An 18,239-nucleotide genomic window follows, 5' to 3' on the forward strand; every position below is an offset into this window, starting at 1 on the left:
AAGTGACGACACCATTTCTTTTGGTGACGGCATCAGTGTGTCAGATGTGGTGTTTTCTGTTGGATCATCAGGACTCATCATCCGAATCAAGGAAAATGGTGTTTTGACCAATGATCAAATCACTGTCCAAAACTGGAACGACACCGCCTACAGGATCGAGAACTTCGTCTTCAAGGATAGTGCGTCAATGTCGATGGCGACCGCGAACCTGCTGTCCACCGCAGTTGTGATGGCAGGTGATGAAAATGGCAACAGCATCACTGGCACCACGTCATCAGACATCATGCAAGGGCATGGTGGGGCTGACTCCATCAGCGCCGGGGAAGGTTCAGATGTCCTTTTTGGCGGGGCAGAGGGTGACAGTCTCTTTGGCCAAGCTGGAGATGACACCCTGTACGGCGAATCCGGAGGAGACACGCTGGATGGCGGGCAAGGCGCCGACACCATGTACGGTGGCTTTGGCGATGACAGCTACAACGTTGACGACGTTGGGGACAGGGTCATCGAAGCAGCCAACGGTGGCAACGACACGGTCGACACCACCCTGAGCGACTACGTCCTGCCTGATCACGTTGAAAACCTGATCATGAATGGCAAGGCTGAGGTGAACACGGCCAGTGGCAATGCGCTGGACAACTACATCGTCGGCTCATGGATCGGTTCCAACATCAGCGGTCTTGCTGGAAACGACACGATCGTCAGTTATGACGGCAACGACATCCTGGATGGTGGGCTGGGATACGACGTGCTTGAGGGTGGTTCGGGCGATGACGTCTACTACGTTGATCAAACGCTGATGCCAGGCGACAACTATGTTGTGGACGAGGTGCTTGAGTTCGATGCCTACTCAGGCGGCATCGACACGGTTTACACAGACATCGCCGACTACGTTCTCCCCGCCAACGTTGAGAACCTGGTCATGTCTGGCAAGTCCGCCTTTGGTAATGCGCTCAACAACGTGATCACCGGTTCGGACGATGCAAACCAGGTCGATTCAGGCAACGGCAATGACCAACTGATTGGCTTGGGCGGCGATGACTGGCTCACAGGCGGTGAAGGCAATGACATTTATGTCGGTGGCGCCGGTGATGACATGTTGATTGACGATGCTGGGGACGAACACTACACCTGGGGGCGTGGAGAAGGGTATGACGTCATCTCCGATGGAGGTGGTGTTGACAAGCTTCAGGTTCTCGACGGAGTCGCCGCCGATCAAATCTGGTTGCGCCAGGAGGGGCTGGCCCTTGAGCTCCAGGTCATTGGTACCAGCGACCGATTGCTCATCGAGGGCTGGTTCATCGACCCGCTGTATCAGGTCGAATCCTTCGAGTTGGCTGACGGCAAGACCCTGAATGCGTCCAACGTGCAATCCTTGATCTCAGCGATGGCCGCCTTCACGCCGCCGGCCATGGGGCAGACGACCTTGACCGCCCAGCAGCAGTCGCAGCTTGGCCAAGTGATCGCCACAAACTGGGTCTGAACGAGCTCCGCGAGCGGGCAACCCCTGCTCGCAGGCTCAAACTTGCATGCAAAACAGCATTCAACAGTTGATGCAGCAGGGGAGGATGGCTGAGGCCCGTGCTCAAGCAGGGGCCATACTGCAAGCACGCCCTCATGACCTGGCCTCTTGGGTGGCGTGGGGTGCTTGTGAGCTGGCACAAGGCACAGACCTTAGGGCACTCGTTAAAGCGTGCCGAGGGTATCAACAGGTACTTCCCCATTTGCATGCACCTGTTCTCTACCTTGCGCTGCTTCACCACCGCAGCAGAGCATTTGAAGAATGCGTTGACTTGCTGAAGCCCATCGCAAGCGCGCACCCTCGGGTCCTGTTGTCTCAGCCAAAGGTGGTGGACTGCTTTGTTGCCGCCTGCTTGGCGACGAACAACTTGAACGCCGCCACATGCTTGCATGAAGCAGCAGCGACATTGAACCCATTGATGTCCAGTCCAAGCCTGTGGCGCGTCAACCCAGCATGGTGGGCACGCCATGAAGGCCAGTCCCTGTTGTTCAGGCGGCTGCAACCATCGGACGCGGCTTGGCTCAAGCGGGTGTTCTCTCAGCCTCTGTTTGCCCAGCAGGTTAATCGCAACTATGCGAACAAGGTTGCGAAGATGACTGTTTCGGCCATCAGCAAGGAGTTGGAGCGGCAGTCGCCTCAATCACCTGCCGTCCTTGGCGCACTCATGTTGGTGGTCGAAGAGCGGCAGAGCGGTCGCCCCATTGGGATTGCGTGCTTTGTGTCCATCGATGCTGAGGCCAGGCAATCGGAGTTGGTGGTCGGCTTCACAGAGGATCAGTCCTCATTTCGGATCGCCGAGTTGTCTTGCTTCTTAACCCACCTTGCGTTCAAACGGCTGCGCTTCAGGCGTGTCACGACCTCCATTTACTCCAGCAACCCCAAGCTGAAGACGTTGAAGTCAACTTTGCGGAAGTTTGGGTTCCTTGACGAGGGGGTGCTGAGGGCTCACGCCATGTTGGGGCCAGGTCGATTCTCCGATGTTCACCTCATGGGTGGCATGGGCGAGGAGGTGGAGGCCTCCGACGGCTTCCAACGCCATTTGCGGCGACACGGTCCGTGGTCGGAGGTCTCGATGCGCTCCTAGGCTTGAGCTCGTGCCCATGCCGCCCAAAGCGGATTTTTGAGCTCTGAGCGGCTACTAAAGATCAGATGGGCGGACGACTGTCGACATCAATCCTGCTGTGCTATTCGCCATTTAGGGGCCTCATGCAGGTTGCGAAAGTACAAAACTGAACGAACAAAAGTACAGAACTGAACGGCGCTCGACAGCTCCCCCTTGGCATCGACGCCCTCTTGAAACCGCCAAGCATGTCCATATAATCATTAGCACTCGACTTCGGTGAGTGCTAACATGCCTGCCGAACCACCCCGGAGATCCGCTCCAGCGGCCGGTCCCCGTGGTGGACGAGACCCAAAAATCAGCTTCGATGTGAGTGTTCGCTCACTCGAAAGCGCTTGCCAACCCACAAGTTGTCTTCCAGACAGGAGAACCCATGAAACTGCGTCCTCTGCACGATCGCGTGATCGTCAAGCGCCTCGAAAGCGAAACCAAGACCGCCTCCGGCATCGTCATCCCCGACGCCGCCACCGAGAAGCCCGACCAAGGTGAAGTCCTGGCCGTCGGCCCCGGCAAGCGAAACGACAAGGGCGACTTCGTGGCCCTGAACGTTGCCGTCGGCGACCGCGTCCTGTTCGGCAAGTACTCCGGCCAGACCGTCAAGGTCGACGGCGACGAGCTGCTGGTCATGCGCGAAGAAGACCTCTTCGCCGTCATCGCCAAGTAAGCCAACCCCACACACTGAATTCTTCGGAGAACAAACATGGCAGCTAAAGACGTCGTCTTCGGTTCTGACGCCCGCGCCCGCATGGTCGAAGGCGTGAACATCCTCGCCAACGCAGTCAAGACCACCCTGGGCCCCAAGGGCCGCAACGTGGTGCTCGAGCGCTCCTTCGGCGCCCCCACCGTGACCAAGGACGGTGTGTCCGTGGCCAAGGAAATCGAGCTCAAGGACAAGCTCATGAACATGGGCGCCCAGATGGTCAAGGAAGTCGCTTCCAAGACCTCTGACAACGCTGGTGACGGCACCACCACCGCCACCGTGCTGGCTCAAGCCATCGTGCGCGAAGGCATGAAGTACGTGGCCGCCGGCATGAACCCGATGGACCTCAAGCGCGGCATCGACCGTGCTGTGGCCGCCCTGGTTGTCGAACTGAAGAAGGCCTCGAAGGCCACCACCACCTCCAAGGAAATCGCTCAGGTCGGCACCATCTCGGCCAACAGCGACTCCGACGTCGGCGGCATCATCGCTGAAGCCATGGACAAGGTCGGCAAGGAAGGCGTGATCACCGTTGAAGACGGCAAGTCGCTGCAAAACGAACTCGACGTCGTCGAAGGCATGCAGTTCGACCGCGGCTACCTGTCGCCCTACTTCATCAACAACCCGGAAAAGCAAGCCGCGATCCTGGACAACCCCTTCGTGCTGCTGTTCGACAAGAAGATCAGCAACATCCGTGACCTGCTGCCCACGCTGGAGCAAGTCGCCAAGGCCGGTCGTCCGCTGCTGATCATCGCCGAAGAAGTCGACGGTGAAGCCCTGGCCACCCTGGTGGTCAACACCATCCGCGGCATCCTCAAGGTCGTGGCTGTCAAGGCCCCTGGCTTCGGCGACCGCCGCAAGGCCATGCTGGAAGACATCGCCATCCTGACCGGCGGCAAGGTCATCGCCGAAGAAGTCGGCATGGCCCTGGACAAGGTCACCCTGGCTGACCTGGGTCAGGCCAAGCGCGTCGAAGTGGGCAAGGAAAACACCACCATCATCGATGGCGCTGGCGCCGCTGGTGACATCGAAGCCCGCGTCAAGCAGATCCGCATCCTGATCGAAGAAGCCACCAGCGACTACGACCGCGAAAAGATGCAAGAGCGCGTGGCCAAGCTGGCCGGCGGTGTGGCCGTCATCAAGGTCGGTGCCGCCACCGAAGTCGAGATGAAGGAAAAGAAGGCCCGCGTGGAAGACGCCCTGCACGCCACCCGCGCTGCCGTGGAAGAAGGCATCGTGGCCGGTGGTGGCGTGGCCCTGCTGCGCGCTCGCCAAGCCGCTGGCGCCATCAAGGGTGACAACGCCGATCAGGACGCCGGCATCAAGCTGATCCTCAAGGCCATCGAAGCCCCCCTGCGCGAAATCGTTGGCAACGCCGGTGGCGAGCCCTCGGTCGTGATCAACAAGGTGCTCGAAGGCGCTGGCAACTTCGGTTTCAACGCCGCCAACGACACCTACGGCGACATGATCGAGATGGGCATCCTGGACCCGACCAAGGTGACCCGCACCGCCCTGCAGAACGCCGCTTCCGTGGCTTCGCTGATGCTGACGACCGAGTGCATGGTCGCCGAAGCCCCGAAGGACGATGCCCCCGCCGGTGGCATGCCCGACATGGGTGGCATGGGCGGCATGGGTGGCATGGGCATGTAAATGCCTGAGCCAGGTGCCTCGCTTCGGTGAGGCGCCTGCCCTGCTGCAAAGCACAAAGGCCGCTGAAAAGCGGCCTTTTTCTTTTTTGGCGGCGACACCTCAGCCGTGCGCGGGCACAGCCGAGCTGCCCGACGGGATCAAAGCTTGCCGGCCTCGCGCAGCAGCTTGTCGTGGCGCTCGGTGTCTTCCTTGACGTGCTTGCTGACGTAATACAGGAAGTAGCCCAGGCCGCAAAGCATGGCTGCGATGGACAGCAGGCTCAGGATGCCGTAGTCGGTGGTCAAGAAGTCGATCCAGGCTTGCATGGTGTTTTCTCCTCTGCGGGGCGTTTCTGACAGGCTCCATCTGACGCCTGTTCGACCTTTGGCGTCCTGATGCAGATCAAGTCGCGAAGGGACGCGAGCCACCGGGTTCGCCGGATTTGATGCGGCACAATCGTTTGCACTGCTCGTCATCCGCCCGATGAAACACCCTGCCTCGTCCCCCCGCCGGCTTCACCCCTGCGCTTTGCTTTGCGGCCTGGCCTTGGCGTTTGCCGGGCAGCTGGCCGGAGCGCAGGCCACCAGCGCGCCCGGCTCACCTGGCTCGACGGATGCGCTCCTGCGGGACGCGACCCGCGCCCGCGTCGGGCTGGTGCTCTCTGGTGGCGGTGCGCGCGGTTTGGCCCACGTCGGGGTGCTCAAAGTGCTCGAGCGAGAGCGCATCCCGGTGGACCTCATCGCCGGCACCTCCATGGGCGCCATCGTGGGTGGTCTCTACGCCACGGGCCTGACCGCCACCCAGATCGAGGAAGAGGTCAAGCGCCTGGACTGGATTGGCGCATTCGCCTTGCGTGTCAACCGCCAAGACCTGTCGCAGCGCCGCAAGGAGCAGGACTTCGAGGTCTCGCCGCTGCTGGAGTTCGGCATCCGCTCCGATGGCCTGACCGCGCCGCTGGGCGCTGTCTCGAGCCGGGTGCTGGAGTCGCACCTGCGGCGCATGACCCTGGGCGCCACCCAGGTGCCGGACTTCGACGACCTGCCCACGCCGTTTCGCGCCATCGCCACCGACATGGAGACAGGCCAGGCCGTGGTGATGGAGTCGGGTGACCTGGCGCGCGCCTTGCGCAGCAGCATGTCCGTGCCGGGCGTGTTCGCGCCCACCGAGGTCGATGGCCGCATCCTGGGCGATGGCGGGCTGGTCAACAACCTGCCGGTCGATGTGGTGCGCAAGATGGGGGCCGAGCGCATCATTGCCGTCAACATCGGCACGCCGCTCTCGGGTCGGGACACCCTGGCTTCCATCATGGGCGTGACGGCTCAGATGATCAACATCCTGACCGAGCAGAACGTGCAGCGCAGCCTGCAGACGCTCGGTCCGCAAGACGTGTTGATTGCGCCGACCCTGGAGGGCCTGACCTCCGGCGACTTCGACCGCGCCATCGACCTCATGCGCCTGGGCGAGTTGCAGGCCGAAGCCCTGGTGCTGCGCATGCAGGACCTCAAGCTCTCGCCCGAGGCGTATGCCCGCTGGCAGGCCCAGCGGCGGCAGAAGTCCTTGCAATCGACCAAGCTGGACTTTGTCCGCTTCGAGGGCTCGGACATCACCCACCCCGAGAACCGGCCTGACCTGCTGAAGTCGCAGCCGGGCGAGGACTTCAGCGTGGCCCACGCCGAGCGGGACCTCGTCAGCCTGGCGGCATCGGGCGATTACCTGCGCACCGACTACCGACTGGTGCGCACACCCGATGGCGAGCGTGGCCTGGTTTTCGACCTGCAGGACAAGCCCTGGGGGCCCAACTACCTGCAGGTGGGCATGGACTTCAGCGCCGACAACCGCGGCCGCAGCATCTTCAACCTCAAGCTGGTGCACAACCGGCACTGGCTCGACGCTTCGGGCAGCGAGTGGCGCAACTTCGTGCGCATCGGCACCAGCCCGGCCATCCGATCGGAGTGGTATCGGCCCATGAACCTGCGCCTGCCCGATGGCCTGGAGGGCTTCGTGGCGGTGCAGGGCAGGGTGGAGCGCCACCGGCTCGACTACCACCTCGTGCCCGAAGAGAACCCCGATGCCGAGGTCAACCGCCGCATCATCGGCGCCAACCTGGACCTGGGCATGAACTGGCGCGAGCTGGGCGAGATCCGCCTGGGTGTGGTCAACGAGGCTTGGCACGACGACCCCACGCTGGTGAGCAGCCGCCTGGAGGCGCTGCGTGGTGTTCGCCCCGTGCAGACCGAGCGCTGGTACGAGCGCGGCCTGAGGCTGAAGGTGATCTTCGACCAGCTCGACCACGCTTTCTTCCCCATGCGGGGTTGGCGCGTCGAAGGGCAGTGGATGCAAGGGCATCGCGACAGCCGCGACCACCGCTTCCAGGACGGGTTCATCCGCCGGGTTGACCTGCAGGGCCAGTGGGCCACGTCATGGGGGGTGCACACTTTCAGCGCCCTCGGGCGCTTCAACCTGTCTGACGGCGTGGAATCGCTGGTGCCTCGCAATGGCCTGGGTGGTTTTCAGCAACTCTCCGGTTACGGGCCCTTCCAGGTCAGCGGACAGCAGGTGGCGCTGGCGCGCATCGGCTACCAGGTCAAGCTGGTGCCTTCGCCGCTCACCAGCGGCACCTTCATGGGCGTCAGCCTGGAGAGCGGCCGCGCATGGGACCGCCGAGATGCGTACGCTGCAGGGGTTCACCGCCAGGGCATGAGCCTGTACCTGGGCGCCGACACGGCGATCGGGCCGATCTACGCGGCACTGCTGCACAGCCCGCGCATCGGCCCGACGGTGATGCTGTTTGTCGGCCGGCCTTGACGGCGCGGGCCAGTTGCCCCGCTCGCTTCAGACCCGGCTGAGTGCCTGGCCGACGGTGGCGCGCAAATGGTCGAGCACGTGGCCCGAGATCTTGCCCAGGGGCAGCACCTCCTGCACGGCGCCGGCGTTGATGGCTTCACGGGGCATGCCGAAAACCACGCAGCTGGCTTCGTCCTGGGCCACGCAATAAGCGCCTGCGTCCTTCATCTCGCGCATGGCCTTGGCACCGTCGGCGCCCATGCCCGTGAGCATGATGCCGATGGCGTTGGGCCCCACCACGCGAGCCGCCGACTTGAACAGCACCTCGACGCTGGGCTTGTGGCGGTTGACCGGTTCACCGTCCTGCACGCGCGCGATGTAGTTGGCGCCTGAGCGCTCGACGCTCAGGTGCATGCCGCCCGGTGCGATGTAGGCGTGCCCGGGCAGGATGCGCTCGCCGTCGCTGGCTTCCTTGACGCTGATCTTGCACAGCCCGTCCAGCCGCGCGGCGTAGTTCTTGGTGAAGCCCGGCGGCATGTGCTGGGTGATGACCACGGCCGGCGCGTCGGCGGGCAAGCCGATGAGCACCTCTTTGGTGGCTTCGGTGCCGCCGGTGGAGGCGCCGATGAAGATGAGTTTTTCGGTGGACAGCCGGCCCAGCGAAGACGTGGCCGCGGCGGGCCTGGCTGCGTTGGCGGCCGCAGGTGCGCCCGGAGCGCGTGCTCCGGCTGGCGTGGGTGCGCTGGCACCAGGTGCCGGCGCCAGTCGGTGAATGCGCGCCTTCGACGCCACGCGGATCTTGTCGGTGATGTCGTCCGACAGCTGGCGCAGGCCATCGGCCACACCGATCTTGGGTTTGGCCACGAAGTCGATGGCGCCCAGCTCCAGCGCCTTGAGCGTGACCTCGGCGCCGCGCTCCGTCAGGGTCGACACCATCACCACCGGCATCGGGCGCAGGCGCATCAACTTGGACAGGAAGTCGATGCCGTCCATGCGCGGCATCTCCACGTCGAGCGTGATGACGTCGGGGTTGAGGTTGCGGATCATCTCGCGCGCCACCAGAGGATCAGCTGCGGCGCCGATGCACTCCATGTCGGGCTGTCGGTTGATGATCTCGGTGAGCATGCTGCGCACCAAGGCGGAATCGTCCACCACCACCACACGTGTTTTGGCCATTTTTCTTGTCTCCGTGTCTCAGAACAGGTCGATCGAGCCACCGCTGGACGCAACCGGCACGACCTTCTGAGCGGCGGCGCGTTCCTGCTGGACGATCGCGTCCGGGTTGGTGGGGGCCAGGCGCTTGACCATGGCTTTGCCGCTGTGCGGCAGGAAGCAGACCTTGCGCGGGTAGATCTCCAGCACGTCCTTGGAGACCACCGGGATGCGTTCGGTCTTGAGGTAGTCCATCACGAAGGCGGTGTTGCGCTCACCCACGTTGATGGTGTTCATGCCGCTGATGACCGCACCACCGCCGAACACCTTGGCTTCCAGCGTCAGCCGCGAGGCGCCCAGCTTGAGCATTTCGTTGATCAGCAGTTCCATGGCGAACGAGCCATACCGACCCGAGTCGCTGGCGCCGCCGCCGTTGTCGGGCAACATGAAGTGGTTCATGCCGCCGACCTTGGCCTGGCGGTCCCACAGGCACACGGCGATGCACGAGCCCAGCGTGGTCATGATGAGCACGTCCTCGTTGAACACGAAGTACTCGCCCGGTAGCACTTTCACGGCTTCGGACTGGAAGTGCGCATCGTAGAAAAAGAAGGAGGCCTCGCCCGGCTTGGCGATGCGCGACTTCAGGCGCGTCAGGCGCTCGGTTCGGTTGGCCTGCAGGCCCATGGCGGGCGGGGCGGCGGATCCTGCGCGCGAGGCGCCAACGGACGGGGTGCTGATCATCTGGATGTCCTGGCTGGCGGTGACTGTCAAACCCTGTCGTAGACCGTCTTGCCTCGCAGGAGGAAGAGGTCCCTTGATTCGGTGAAGTTCTCGGAGTGGCCCACGTACAGCATGCCGCCCGGTTTCATCACGGCGTGGATGTGTTCCAGCACCTTGCGTTGTGTCGGGCCGTCGAAGTAGATCATCACGTTGCGGCAGAACACGACGTCAAAAGGCTCGCCCAACTGCCAGTTCGCCTGCATCAGGTTGAAGGGGCGAAACTCGATGAAACGCGCCAGCTCCGGCTTGATCCGGATGCTGCCCTCGTGCGCGCCCTTGCCCTTGAGGAAGTGGCTGCGCAGCCGCTGAGGAGACAAACCGCGCGAGCTGGCGTCGTACACGCCACGCGAGGCGGTTGTCAGAACGTTGGTGTCGATGTCGCTGCACAGGATCTTGACCGGCGCGTGCAGACCCAGCGTTTCGGCGACGGTCATCGCCAGGGAGTAGGGCTCTTCGCCGGTGGAGGCCGCGCAGCACCAGATGCGGGTGGGCTTGCTGCCCCGTGCCTTGAGCCACTCAGTCAGCATGTGGAAGTGGTGCTCCTCCCGGAAGAACGAGGTCAGGTTGGTCGTGAGGCAGTTCACGAATTCCTGCCATTCCGGCTGGTTGGGGCTTTGTTCCAGCCACTGCAGGTAGGACTCGAAGGACGAGTAGCCGGTGTCGCGCAGGCGGCGCGAGAGGCGGCTGTAGACCATGGCCTGCTTGCCGTCGTGCAGGCTGATGCCGGCGCGGTCGTAGATCAGGGTGCGCACGCGTGCGAAATCGCGCGTGGTGAAAGTGAACTCTCGGTCCACGGGCATGCTCGGGGCTTCGGCGGTGGAGATCATCGTGGCATCAAGAGGTCGCGAGCCGAAGGTGGCTCATTCCTGCTTATCGGACAGCACTGGTGGAACCTTGAGCTTGCCGCGCCAGGGGCGCACGCACCGCGAGATATGTGGCACAAAGCCGGCTTTCATCGGGCTTTGGCGCCTTGAGCCGCTGCTAGACTGGACGGCGTTCCCCCGTTGTTCCCTGGAGAACCACCATCGCCCTCATCGACCTCGCCTCAACAGGCGTGGCGGCCGGATCCGCAGAACCCGCGACCGACCTGCGCCTCGAGACCGCCCTGAGCCTGCTGGCCCAGGCGGGCTGGCAGCCGCCGCCTGGTTTGTTGCCGGGGTCAACAGCCTGGTTGCAGGCGGTCATCGATGGTTTGTGCGAAGTCTCCAGCCGCGACGCCCTCACGGGCTTGAGCAACCGCCGCCAGTTCGAGGCCGCGATCGCACGCGAGGTCGACCGCGTCGCCCGCATCGGCGAGCCGGCCTTGCTGCTGCTGGCGGACATCGATCATTTCAAGAAGGTCAACGACACCCACGGTCACGCTGCCGGCGACGTGGTCATCAAGACGGTGGCCGACTGCCTGCAGGACTGCGTGCGCCCGATGGACCTGGTGGCCCGCGTGGGTGGCGAAGAATTCGCCATCATCCTGCCCAACTGCCCACCCGCCTTCGGGCAGACGGTGGCCGAGCGCATCCGCCAGAAGGTGGCCATGCGCCCCTCGGTCATCATCGGCGGCCAGGCCTTGCACGTCACCGTGAGCATTGGCGGGGCTTTTGCGCCACCCTGGGTCCGATCGTCGGCCAGCCTGTGGTCCGATCGCGCCGACCAGCAGCTCTATCGCGCGAAAACCGAAGGCCGCAACCGAACCTGCCTCGACATGCCACCCCTGACGGTGGTCAGCGCCGAGGAAAAAGGCATGCTCTTTGCCGGTCTGACTTCAACTGACGCCAATGAGGCCTCAGGAATGGCGCTCAACCTGCCGAATACACCGGAATGATGGAGCTCATGACCGCCCCCGAAACCACCCCCAGTGCGACGACGACTCGCCTTGCCCGCACGGTGGCCATCACCAGCGGCAAGGGCGGCGTGGGCAAGACCTTCTTCAGCGCCAACTTGGCCGCTGCCTTGACCCGCCAGGGCTTGAAGGTCCTGGTGCTCGACGCCGACCTGGGCCTGGCCAACCTCGACGTGGTGCTCAACCTGTACCCCAAGATCACGTTGCACGACGTGTTCACTGGCAAGGCCGAGCTCGAAGAGGCCATCCTGCCTGCGCCCGGTGGCTTTCATGTGCTGCTGGCTGGCTCCGGCCTCGTGGAATATTCACGCTTGACGCCCGAGGTGCGCGACCAGCTCATGCGCATCTTCGAAGCGGTCAAGCCGCGCTTCGATGTGGTGCTGATCGACACGGGCGCCGGCATCTCCGACGTGGTGCTGTACGCCGTGTCCATGGCCCACGAGGTCATCGTGGTGGCCACGCCCGAGCCCACGTCCATGACCGACGCTTACGCCACCATCAAGGTGCTGTCGGCTCAGCAAAACCGCGAGCAACTGCACCTGGTGGTCAACCAGGTGACCCGCGCGGGCGATGGCCGCACCATCTGCAACCAGCTCCAGCAGGTCGTCGAGCGCTTTGTTCAAGGCCCCAACGGGGTCTCGCCCAAGCTCTCCTTCCTGGGGGACATCCCGCTCGACAGCAGCGTGCGCGAAGCGGTGCAAAAGCGCCAGCTCCTGCTCGAGTTGCACCCCGGTAGCGCTGCGGCGCAGGGCGTGGTGCAGGTGGCAACGCGGCTGCAAGCACGCGGCTGATCACCTGTTGGCGGCGCCCCCACCCGGGCGGCAATCGATCCGCCTCAAATCCTGGCGCCCGACTTGGTCGAGACCGGCTGCTAGAGTGCCGGCATGTCCGACCTGCAAGACCCCTCTCAAGCGCCTGCCGATGCCGCCTCGCGGCCTGCCACCGCCTACGAATGGCTGGGTGGCCAAGCGCGCGTGCGCAGCCTGGTTGACCGCTTCTACGACCTGATGGACCTGGAGCCGCTCTACACCGAGTTGCGCGCCGCACATGGGCCTTCGCTCGACGATGCCCGAGACAAGCTCTTCTGGTTCCTCAGCGGCTGGCTGGGTGGCCCCAACCTGTACATCGAACGCTTCGGGCACCCCCGCCTGCGCGCGCGGCACATGCCGTTTCGCATCGGCATCAAGGAGCGCGATCAGTGGGTGGCCTGCATGGCCCAGGCCATGGCCGACGAGCAAGTCGATGCCGAACTCGCCACCCGCCTGCGCGAGTCGTTCATGCAAACCGCCGACTGGATGCGCAACCAGGGCGTCTGAGGTCGCCTGATCCCCGGCGTCAGGCCGGCCCGGAGGCCGATTGCAGCAGCACCACCAGGGCCCCGGCACCACCTTCGTCGGCCCGGGCCTGCACGAAGGCCAGCACCCGGTCGCTTTGCACCAGCCAGCGTTTGGCCTTGTCCTTGAGCACCGGTTGTTTGCCCGGTGAGCCCAGGCCCTTGCCGTGCACCACGCGCACGCAGCGCCAACCTTTGAGGTGAGCTTCGCGCAGGAATTGAGACAAGCGCTCGCGGGCCTCGTCTGTGCGCAGGCCGTGCAGGTCCAGCTCGCCTTGCAGGGCCCAGACGCCACGACGCAGCTTGCGCACCACGTCGATGCCGAGTTCCGGTCTTCGCCAGGACAGGCTCTCGTCGGTTTCCAGCAAGCTCTCCACGTCGAATTCGTCGGACAGCGAGGATTTCAACACCTCCTGTTCGTCGGCCTGGCGGCGGGCCGGCACAGGGGGAGGCTTGGGCGCAGGCGTGGTGTCGCGCCCCGTGTCGGGCAGGCCATTGACCTGACCCACCATGCGACGGAACAGCGCGGCATCGGCCTCGCGGGAGCGTTCCTGGGCCTCGCGTCGCGCGCGCTCCTGGCGTTCCTGTTCGGCGCGAGCAGCCGCCTCTTTGGCGGCATTGCCCAGCGCACGCTTGAGGTCACCGAAGTCACGCAGCGTGGTGGGGGTAGAGGGCTTGGCGGTCGACTTGGTGGAGCGGCTCACGGGCCGAAGACTACAACAAGTCCGAGGCGGATTGGCTGCACACGCGCCTGGGGGCGCTCCCAACCCTGATCCAGGCTTTTGTGTGCTTCAAGCGTTCACATGAGGCCCCGTTCGGCAAAGGACATGGCGCCCGTGCGTCCAACCACCACGTGGTCCAGCACCCGCACATCCACGAGCTGCAAGCTGGACTTGAGCGTCTGGGTCAGCAGCTCGTCGGCGCGCGACGGCTCCAGCACGCCCGAGGGGTGGTTGTGGCTGAGGATGACGCTGGCGGTGTTGAGCTCCAGGGCTCGCTTGACGACCTCCCGGGGGTAGACCGATGTCTGCGTCAAGGTGCCCCTGAACATTTCTTCGCAGGCGATCAGGCGCTGCTGGGCGTCGAGGAAGAGCACCGCGAACACCTCGTGGGGCAGGGCGCCCAGGCGCATTTGGAGGTAGTCCTTGACCCGCTGCGGGGTGGTGAAGACGGGTTCTTCGCGCAGGCCTGCCGTCAGGCCGCGGCGCGCAAGCTCCATCACCGCCAGCAGTTCTGCCCTTTTGGCTGGCCCCAGGCCTTTGATGCCCTGCAGCTGGCGCCCCGACGAGGTCAGCAGGCCGCCCAGGCCGCCGAGCTGTTGCAGCAGGTTTTCGGCCATCTGAAGCACCCCTTGCCCCCGCAGGCCCGTGCGCAGCAGCAGGGCCAGGAGTTCGGCGTCGGCCAGCGAGGCAGGCCCCAGAGAGAGCAGCTTTTCGCGTGGCCTCATGGCGGCTGGCAGGTCTTTCATGGCGTGGGATCCCCGATGTGTCGTTCTCAAACCTAAAATTGTGGTTTTACACCCCCGCGAACCCCATCCTCCTGAAGGGTGGGGCGTGACACCATGACCACACCCGCTCCCACCGTCGTCCCCGGCTCCTTCCTGACCCTGCACTACCGCCTGGCGGGCCCTGATGGCGACGACCTGGTCAACACCTTCACGGACAAGCCCGCCACGCTGTCGCTGGGCTCGGGTGAGCTCTCGCCCGCTCTGGAGACTCGTTTGTTGGGTCTGGTCGAGGGCACCCGCACGACCTTGCAGCTCGAGCCCGGTGAGGCCTTCGGCCCCCGCAACCCCGAGATGATCCAGCGCGTGGCGCTCAAGCTGCTGCGCGAGCTGGGTGACCCGGACGAGACCTGGAGCGTGGGCGATGTGGTCCAGTTCCCCACGCCGGATGGCAGCGGCAACTTCGCCGGTGTCGTGCGCGAAGTGGACACCGCAGGCGAGTGGGCCTTGTTCGACTTCAACCACCCGCTTGCCGGCCAGCCTGTCACCTTCGAGGTGCAGCTGATCGGCGTGCTCTGAGCCCGAGGCTGCACCCGCATGAGCACCCCAGCCCCCCACCGTGTTGACGACGTCCTGCTGGCAGAGCCCCGCGGCTTCTGCGCTGGTGTCGACCGCGCCATCGAGATCGTCGAGCGCGCACTGACCCAGTTCGGCGCGCCCATCTACGTGCGCCACGAGATCGTGCACAACACTTATGTGGTCAACGACCTCAAGGCCAAAGGCGCCATCTTCATCGAAGACCTGGCCGAGGTGCCTGTGGGAGCCACCCTCATCTTCAGCGCCCACGGCGTCAGCCAGGAGGTGCGCCGCGAGGCCGATGCACGCGGCTTCAGCGTCTTCGATGCCACCTGCCCGCTGGTCACCAAGGTGCACGTCGAGGTGGCCAAGCTGCGCCGCGAGGGCTACGAGTTCATCATGATCGGCCACAAGGGCCACCCCGAGGTCGAAGGCACCATGGGCCAGTTGCACGATGGCATCTACCTCGTCGAAGACGAAGCCGACGTCGAGCGCGTGCAGGTCACCACCCCGGACATGCTCGCCGTGGTCACGCAGACCACGCTGTCGGTGGACGACGCGGCGGCCATCCTGGCGGCCATCAAGCGGCGCTTTCCCAAGGTGCGCGAGCCCAAGCAGCAAGACATTTGCTACGCCACCCAGAACCGCCAGGACGCCGTCAAGCTGATGGCGCCGCAGGTTGACGTGGTCGTGGTGGTGGGCAGCCCAACGAGCTCGAACAGCAATCGCCTGCGCGAACTCGCCGAGCGCCTGGGCACACCCGCCTACATGGTCGACTGCCCTGGCGACTTGCAGGACGCCTGGTTCGAAGGCCGCCCGCGCGTGGGCCTGACGGCCGGTGCCTCGGCGCCCGATGTGCTGGTGCAGCAGGTGATCGCCCGCCTCAAGGCCATGGGTGCGGTGTCCGTGCGCCGCATGCAGGGCGTGGAAGAGCACGTGCGCTTCCCGCTGCCCAAGGGCCTGGGCGGCACCGGACTGGATCGGCCATTGCCGACGCAGCGATCCCAGGCCTGAACCGAGCCCCAGAACACCGACCTGCGCAGGCACATGCCGCGCCACAACGAACCCACTCTTCGAGAACCGAGAACCAACATGCTCGACATCGCTCTGCTGCGCAAGGACCTCGACACGGTCCTGACCCGACTGACCCAGCGCAAGAACCCCCAGCCCTTCCTGGACGTGGAGCGCTTTCGCGCCCTCGAAGGTGAGCGCAAGACCATCCAGACCCGCACCGAAGACCTGCAGGCCCAGCGCAACAGCCTGTCCAAGCAGATCGGCATGCTCAAGGGCAAAGCCGCCAAGGGTGAAGACACCGCCGCCGAGGTGGACGCCGTGATGGCCCAGGTGGCCGGCATCGGCGACGAGCTCAAGGCCAGCGCCGACAGGCTGGAGATCATCCAGACCGAGCTGCAAGCCATGCTGCTGTCGGTGCCCAACCTGCCCCAGGAAGGCGTGCCGGTTGGCAGCGACGAGTCGGGCAACGTCGAGGTGCGCCGCTGGGGCACGCCCGGCACCTACGCCTTCGACGTGAAGGACCACGTGGACCTGGGTGAAAAGCTCGGCCTGGACTTCGACACCGGCGCCAAGCTCTCGGGTTCGCGCTTCAATTTCATGAAGGGCCCCATCGCCCGGCTGCATCGTGCGCTCGCGCAGTTCATGCTCGACGTCCAGACGCAAGAGCATGGCTACACCGAGTGCTACACGCCTTACCTCGTCAAGGCGCCGGCGCTGCAGGGCACGGGCCAGCTGCCCAAGTTCGAGCAGGACCTTTTCCACGTCACCTCGGGCGATGCCGAAGACGCCGACAGCAAGTGGTACCTGATCCCCACCAGCGAGGTCACGCTGACCAACACCGTGGCCGACAGCATCGTGCCGCTGGAGCAGCTGCCCATCAAGCTGACGGGCCACACGCCTTGCTTCCGCTCGGAGGCGGGCAGTGCCGGCCGCGACACGCGCGGCATGATCCGCCAGCACCAGTTCGACAAGGTCGAGATGGTTCAGGTCACCACGCCCGAGCAGAGCAACGCCGCGCTCGAAGCCATGGTCGGCCACGCCGAAGCCATCCTTCAAAAGCTGGAGCTGCCTTACCGCGTGATGGCGCTGTGCACCGGTGACATGGGCTTTGGCGCCGCCCGCACCTATGACCTGGAGGTGTGGCTGCCTGCGCAGAACACCTACCGCGAGATCAGCTCGTGCTCGAACTGCGAGGCCTTCCAGGCCCGCCGCATGCAGGCGCGCTTGCGCAACGCCGCAGGCAAGACCGAGTACGTGCACACGCTCAACGGCTCGGGCCTGGCCGTGGGCCGCGCGCTGGTGGCCGTGCTGGAGAACCACCAGCAGGCCGATGGCAGCATCAAGGTGCCCGCAGCACTGCGCCCCTACCTGGGCGGCGCCGAGGTGCTGACAGCGGCCTGATGTGGTGAGCAGGCCGCACGGAGCGGTCAAAAAGCTGCAAAAGGCCTGCTATACTGCCGAGCTTTCCAGGGCACGAGCCCTGGCGCCGAACAAGACCCCGGCGTGCCCCGTTTCAGGAGAGGTGGCAGAGTGGTCGAATGTACCTGACTCGAAATCAGGCGTACGTGAATAACGTACCGTGGGTTCGAATCCCACCCTCTCCGCCACTGCTCACGCAGACACGAACCCCGAGTGCCTCCCACTCGGGGTTTTTGCTTTGTGCTCCCCAGATTGACCCAAAGCAAGACGCCCGAGGGGTCACGTTTGCCATCCGCCTCGCTCGGGAGTAGCCTGCCGCAGGTATCTCACCCCCGGCAACCCCAGGCACGACACGAGGAGGCAGACATGAGCAACACCAGCAACAAGGGTTCCGCAGCCCGTTCCCGTTCGAAGGCCGCCAGCGGCAGCCCGACCGCCCCGGTCGATGCAACCCTCACCAACCTGCAGGCTGCCCCATGGGGCCAGGTGATGGGCGACGTCATGCAACTGTGGCTCGATCAGGTGGCGCAGGGGCAGCGCACCGGCTTGGCCCTGGTCGACAGCCAGATGCGACTGTGGCAGGACATGCAGGCCAACGCCACGCGCCTTTGGACCGGTGGCGAGCCGCAAGACCTGCACGTGATGCCCGATTCGGCGGGCCCCGTGCTGTGCCCGCCGCTCGACTTCACCCCCGCCGGCTTGACCCGCAGCACCCTGGGCACTTTGCAAGCGATCGGTGCGGCCTGGTCCACCGCCGTGCAGCACGAGTTGCAGGACCTGAACGAAACGTCTCGCGCTCGCCACTGACCCTGACGTGGTCTTGGCCCGCAGCAGCCCTGCCGCGTCAACCAAGTGGTGACGCAGCCGGGTGGTCCGTTTTTTTCGGCGACACTGGTTCGATCCTGTTCCCGATGATGTGCGCATGAGCGAGAACCGAC

At 64.6% G+C, this 18,239-nt stretch carries 18 protein-coding genes and 1 tRNA gene; 13 read left to right on the forward strand and 6 right to left on the reverse strand.

Translation table 11 applies throughout. The features are described 5' to 3' along the window. From ABG80_RS03860 to groL, 4 genes are all read left to right on the forward strand, one after another. Positions 1-1,480, forward strand: a 1,480-nt coding sequence (locus tag ABG80_RS03860; RefSeq protein WP_321166030.1) for a calcium-binding protein, incomplete at its 5' end; no start/stop codon positions are given. A 310-nt stretch (positions 1,481-1,790) separates the two neighbouring features. Next, a complete protein-coding gene (locus tag ABG80_RS03870) occupies positions 1,791-2,603 on the forward strand; it encodes a GNAT family N-acetyltransferase (RefSeq protein WP_152987442.1) in 813 nt (270 codons plus the stop codon). A 409-nt stretch (positions 2,604-3,012) separates the two neighbouring features. Beyond that, a complete protein-coding gene (locus ABG80_RS03875; RefSeq protein ID WP_058086464.1) occupies positions 3,013-3,303 on the forward strand; it encodes a co-chaperone GroES in 291 nt (96 codons plus the stop codon). A gap of 36 nt (positions 3,304-3,339) precedes the next feature. Continuing rightward, the gene (groL, locus tag ABG80_RS03880) at positions 3,340-4,986 is read left to right on the forward strand and encodes a chaperonin GroEL (protein ID WP_058086465.1); all 1,647 of its coding nucleotides are present in this window, start codon (positions 3,340-3,342) and stop codon (positions 4,984-4,986) included. Positions 4,987-5,123: 137 nt separating this feature from the next. Here groL and ABG80_RS22400 read toward each other — a convergent pair whose 3' ends face one another. Then, on the reverse strand, positions 5,124-5,291 hold the full coding sequence (locus tag ABG80_RS22400; RefSeq protein WP_160322425.1) for a DUF3149 domain-containing protein: 168 nt from the start codon (positions 5,289-5,291) through the stop codon (positions 5,124-5,126). Positions 5,292-5,448: 157 nt separating this feature from the next. Between ABG80_RS22400 and ABG80_RS03885 the strand changes: the two genes are divergently transcribed. Further along, positions 5,449-7,770 (forward strand): patatin-like phospholipase family protein, encoded by a 2,322-nt coding sequence (locus tag ABG80_RS03885; protein WP_152987443.1) that lies wholly within the window; start codon positions 5,449-5,451, stop codon positions 7,768-7,770. A gap of 27 nt (positions 7,771-7,797) precedes the next feature. On the opposite strand, the gene ABG80_RS03890 is transcribed toward ABG80_RS03885, so the two are convergent. Genes ABG80_RS03890 through ABG80_RS03900 form a run of 3 tightly spaced genes read right to left on the reverse strand, consistent with a single transcriptional unit; the run spans position 7,798 to position 10,508 of the window. Then, the gene (locus ABG80_RS03890; protein ID WP_058086467.1) at positions 7,798-8,925 is read right to left on the reverse strand and encodes a protein-glutamate methylesterase/protein-glutamine glutaminase; all 1,128 of its coding nucleotides are present in this window, start codon (positions 8,923-8,925) and stop codon (positions 7,798-7,800) included. 18 nt (positions 8,926-8,943) lie between these two features. Beyond that, a complete protein-coding gene (gene cheD / locus ABG80_RS03895) occupies positions 8,944-9,642 on the reverse strand; it encodes a chemoreceptor glutamine deamidase CheD (RefSeq protein ID WP_058086468.1) in 699 nt (232 codons plus the stop codon). Positions 9,643-9,668: 26 nt separating this feature from the next. Beyond that, a complete protein-coding gene (locus ABG80_RS03900; protein ID WP_058086469.1) occupies positions 9,669-10,508 on the reverse strand; it encodes a CheR family methyltransferase in 840 nt (279 codons plus the stop codon). Positions 10,509-10,735: 227 nt separating this feature from the next. Here ABG80_RS03900 and ABG80_RS03905 point away from each other — a divergent pair, with 227 nt between their 5' ends. The 3 genes from ABG80_RS03905 (at position 10,736) to ABG80_RS03915 (ending at position 12,831) form a co-directional block, all read left to right on the forward strand. After that, the gene (locus ABG80_RS03905) at positions 10,736-11,497 is read left to right on the forward strand and encodes a GGDEF domain-containing protein (protein WP_058086470.1); all 762 of its coding nucleotides are present in this window, start codon (positions 10,736-10,738) and stop codon (positions 11,495-11,497) included. 8 nt (positions 11,498-11,505) lie between these two features. Beyond that, a complete protein-coding gene (locus ABG80_RS03910) occupies positions 11,506-12,306 on the forward strand; it encodes a MinD/ParA family protein (RefSeq protein ID WP_235513739.1) in 801 nt (266 codons plus the stop codon). 93 nt (positions 12,307-12,399) lie between these two features. Then, positions 12,400-12,831, forward strand: a complete 432-nt coding sequence (locus ABG80_RS03915) for a group II truncated hemoglobin (protein WP_058086472.1) — start codon at positions 12,400-12,402, stop codon at positions 12,829-12,831. Between the two features lie 19 nt (positions 12,832-12,850). Here ABG80_RS03915 and ABG80_RS03920 read toward each other — a convergent pair whose 3' ends face one another. After that, on the reverse strand, positions 12,851-13,552 hold the full coding sequence (locus tag ABG80_RS03920) for a Smr/MutS family protein (protein WP_235513740.1): 702 nt from the start codon (positions 13,550-13,552) through the stop codon (positions 12,851-12,853). 95 nt (positions 13,553-13,647) lie between these two features. After that, the gene (radC, locus tag ABG80_RS03925; RefSeq protein WP_058086473.1) at positions 13,648-14,316 is read right to left on the reverse strand and encodes a RadC family protein; all 669 of its coding nucleotides are present in this window, start codon (positions 14,314-14,316) and stop codon (positions 13,648-13,650) included. A gap of 93 nt (positions 14,317-14,409) precedes the next feature. Here radC and ABG80_RS03930 point away from each other — a divergent pair, with 93 nt between their 5' ends. The 5 genes from ABG80_RS03930 to ABG80_RS03950 all read left to right on the forward strand — a co-directional run bounded on the left by ABG80_RS03930 (position 14,410) and on the right by ABG80_RS03950 (position 18,108). Beyond that, the gene (locus ABG80_RS03930) at positions 14,410-14,871 is read left to right on the forward strand and encodes an FKBP-type peptidyl-prolyl cis-trans isomerase (RefSeq protein WP_058086474.1); all 462 of its coding nucleotides are present in this window, start codon (positions 14,410-14,412) and stop codon (positions 14,869-14,871) included. An 18-nt stretch (positions 14,872-14,889) separates the two neighbouring features. After that, on the forward strand, positions 14,890-15,882 hold the full coding sequence (gene ispH / locus ABG80_RS03935) for a 4-hydroxy-3-methylbut-2-enyl diphosphate reductase (RefSeq protein ID WP_058086475.1): 993 nt from the start codon (positions 14,890-14,892) through the stop codon (positions 15,880-15,882). Between the two features lie 78 nt (positions 15,883-15,960). Beyond that, complete coding sequence (gene serS, locus ABG80_RS03940; protein WP_058086476.1) at positions 15,961-17,283, forward strand: serine--tRNA ligase; 1,323 nt, start codon at positions 15,961-15,963, stop codon at positions 17,281-17,283. Between the two features lie 115 nt (positions 17,284-17,398). Next, positions 17,399-17,489 (forward strand) — tRNA-Ser (locus tag ABG80_RS03945). A 178-nt stretch (positions 17,490-17,667) separates the two neighbouring features. Further along, the gene (locus ABG80_RS03950; protein ID WP_058086477.1) at positions 17,668-18,108 is read left to right on the forward strand and encodes a hypothetical protein; all 441 of its coding nucleotides are present in this window, start codon (positions 17,668-17,670) and stop codon (positions 18,106-18,108) included. The last annotated feature ends 131 nt before the right edge of the window (positions 18,109-18,239 follow it).

This window comes from Aquabacterium parvum (assembly GCF_001447195.1).
Classification (GTDB): domain Bacteria; phylum Pseudomonadota; class Gammaproteobacteria; order Burkholderiales; family Burkholderiaceae_C; genus Aquabacterium; species Aquabacterium parvum.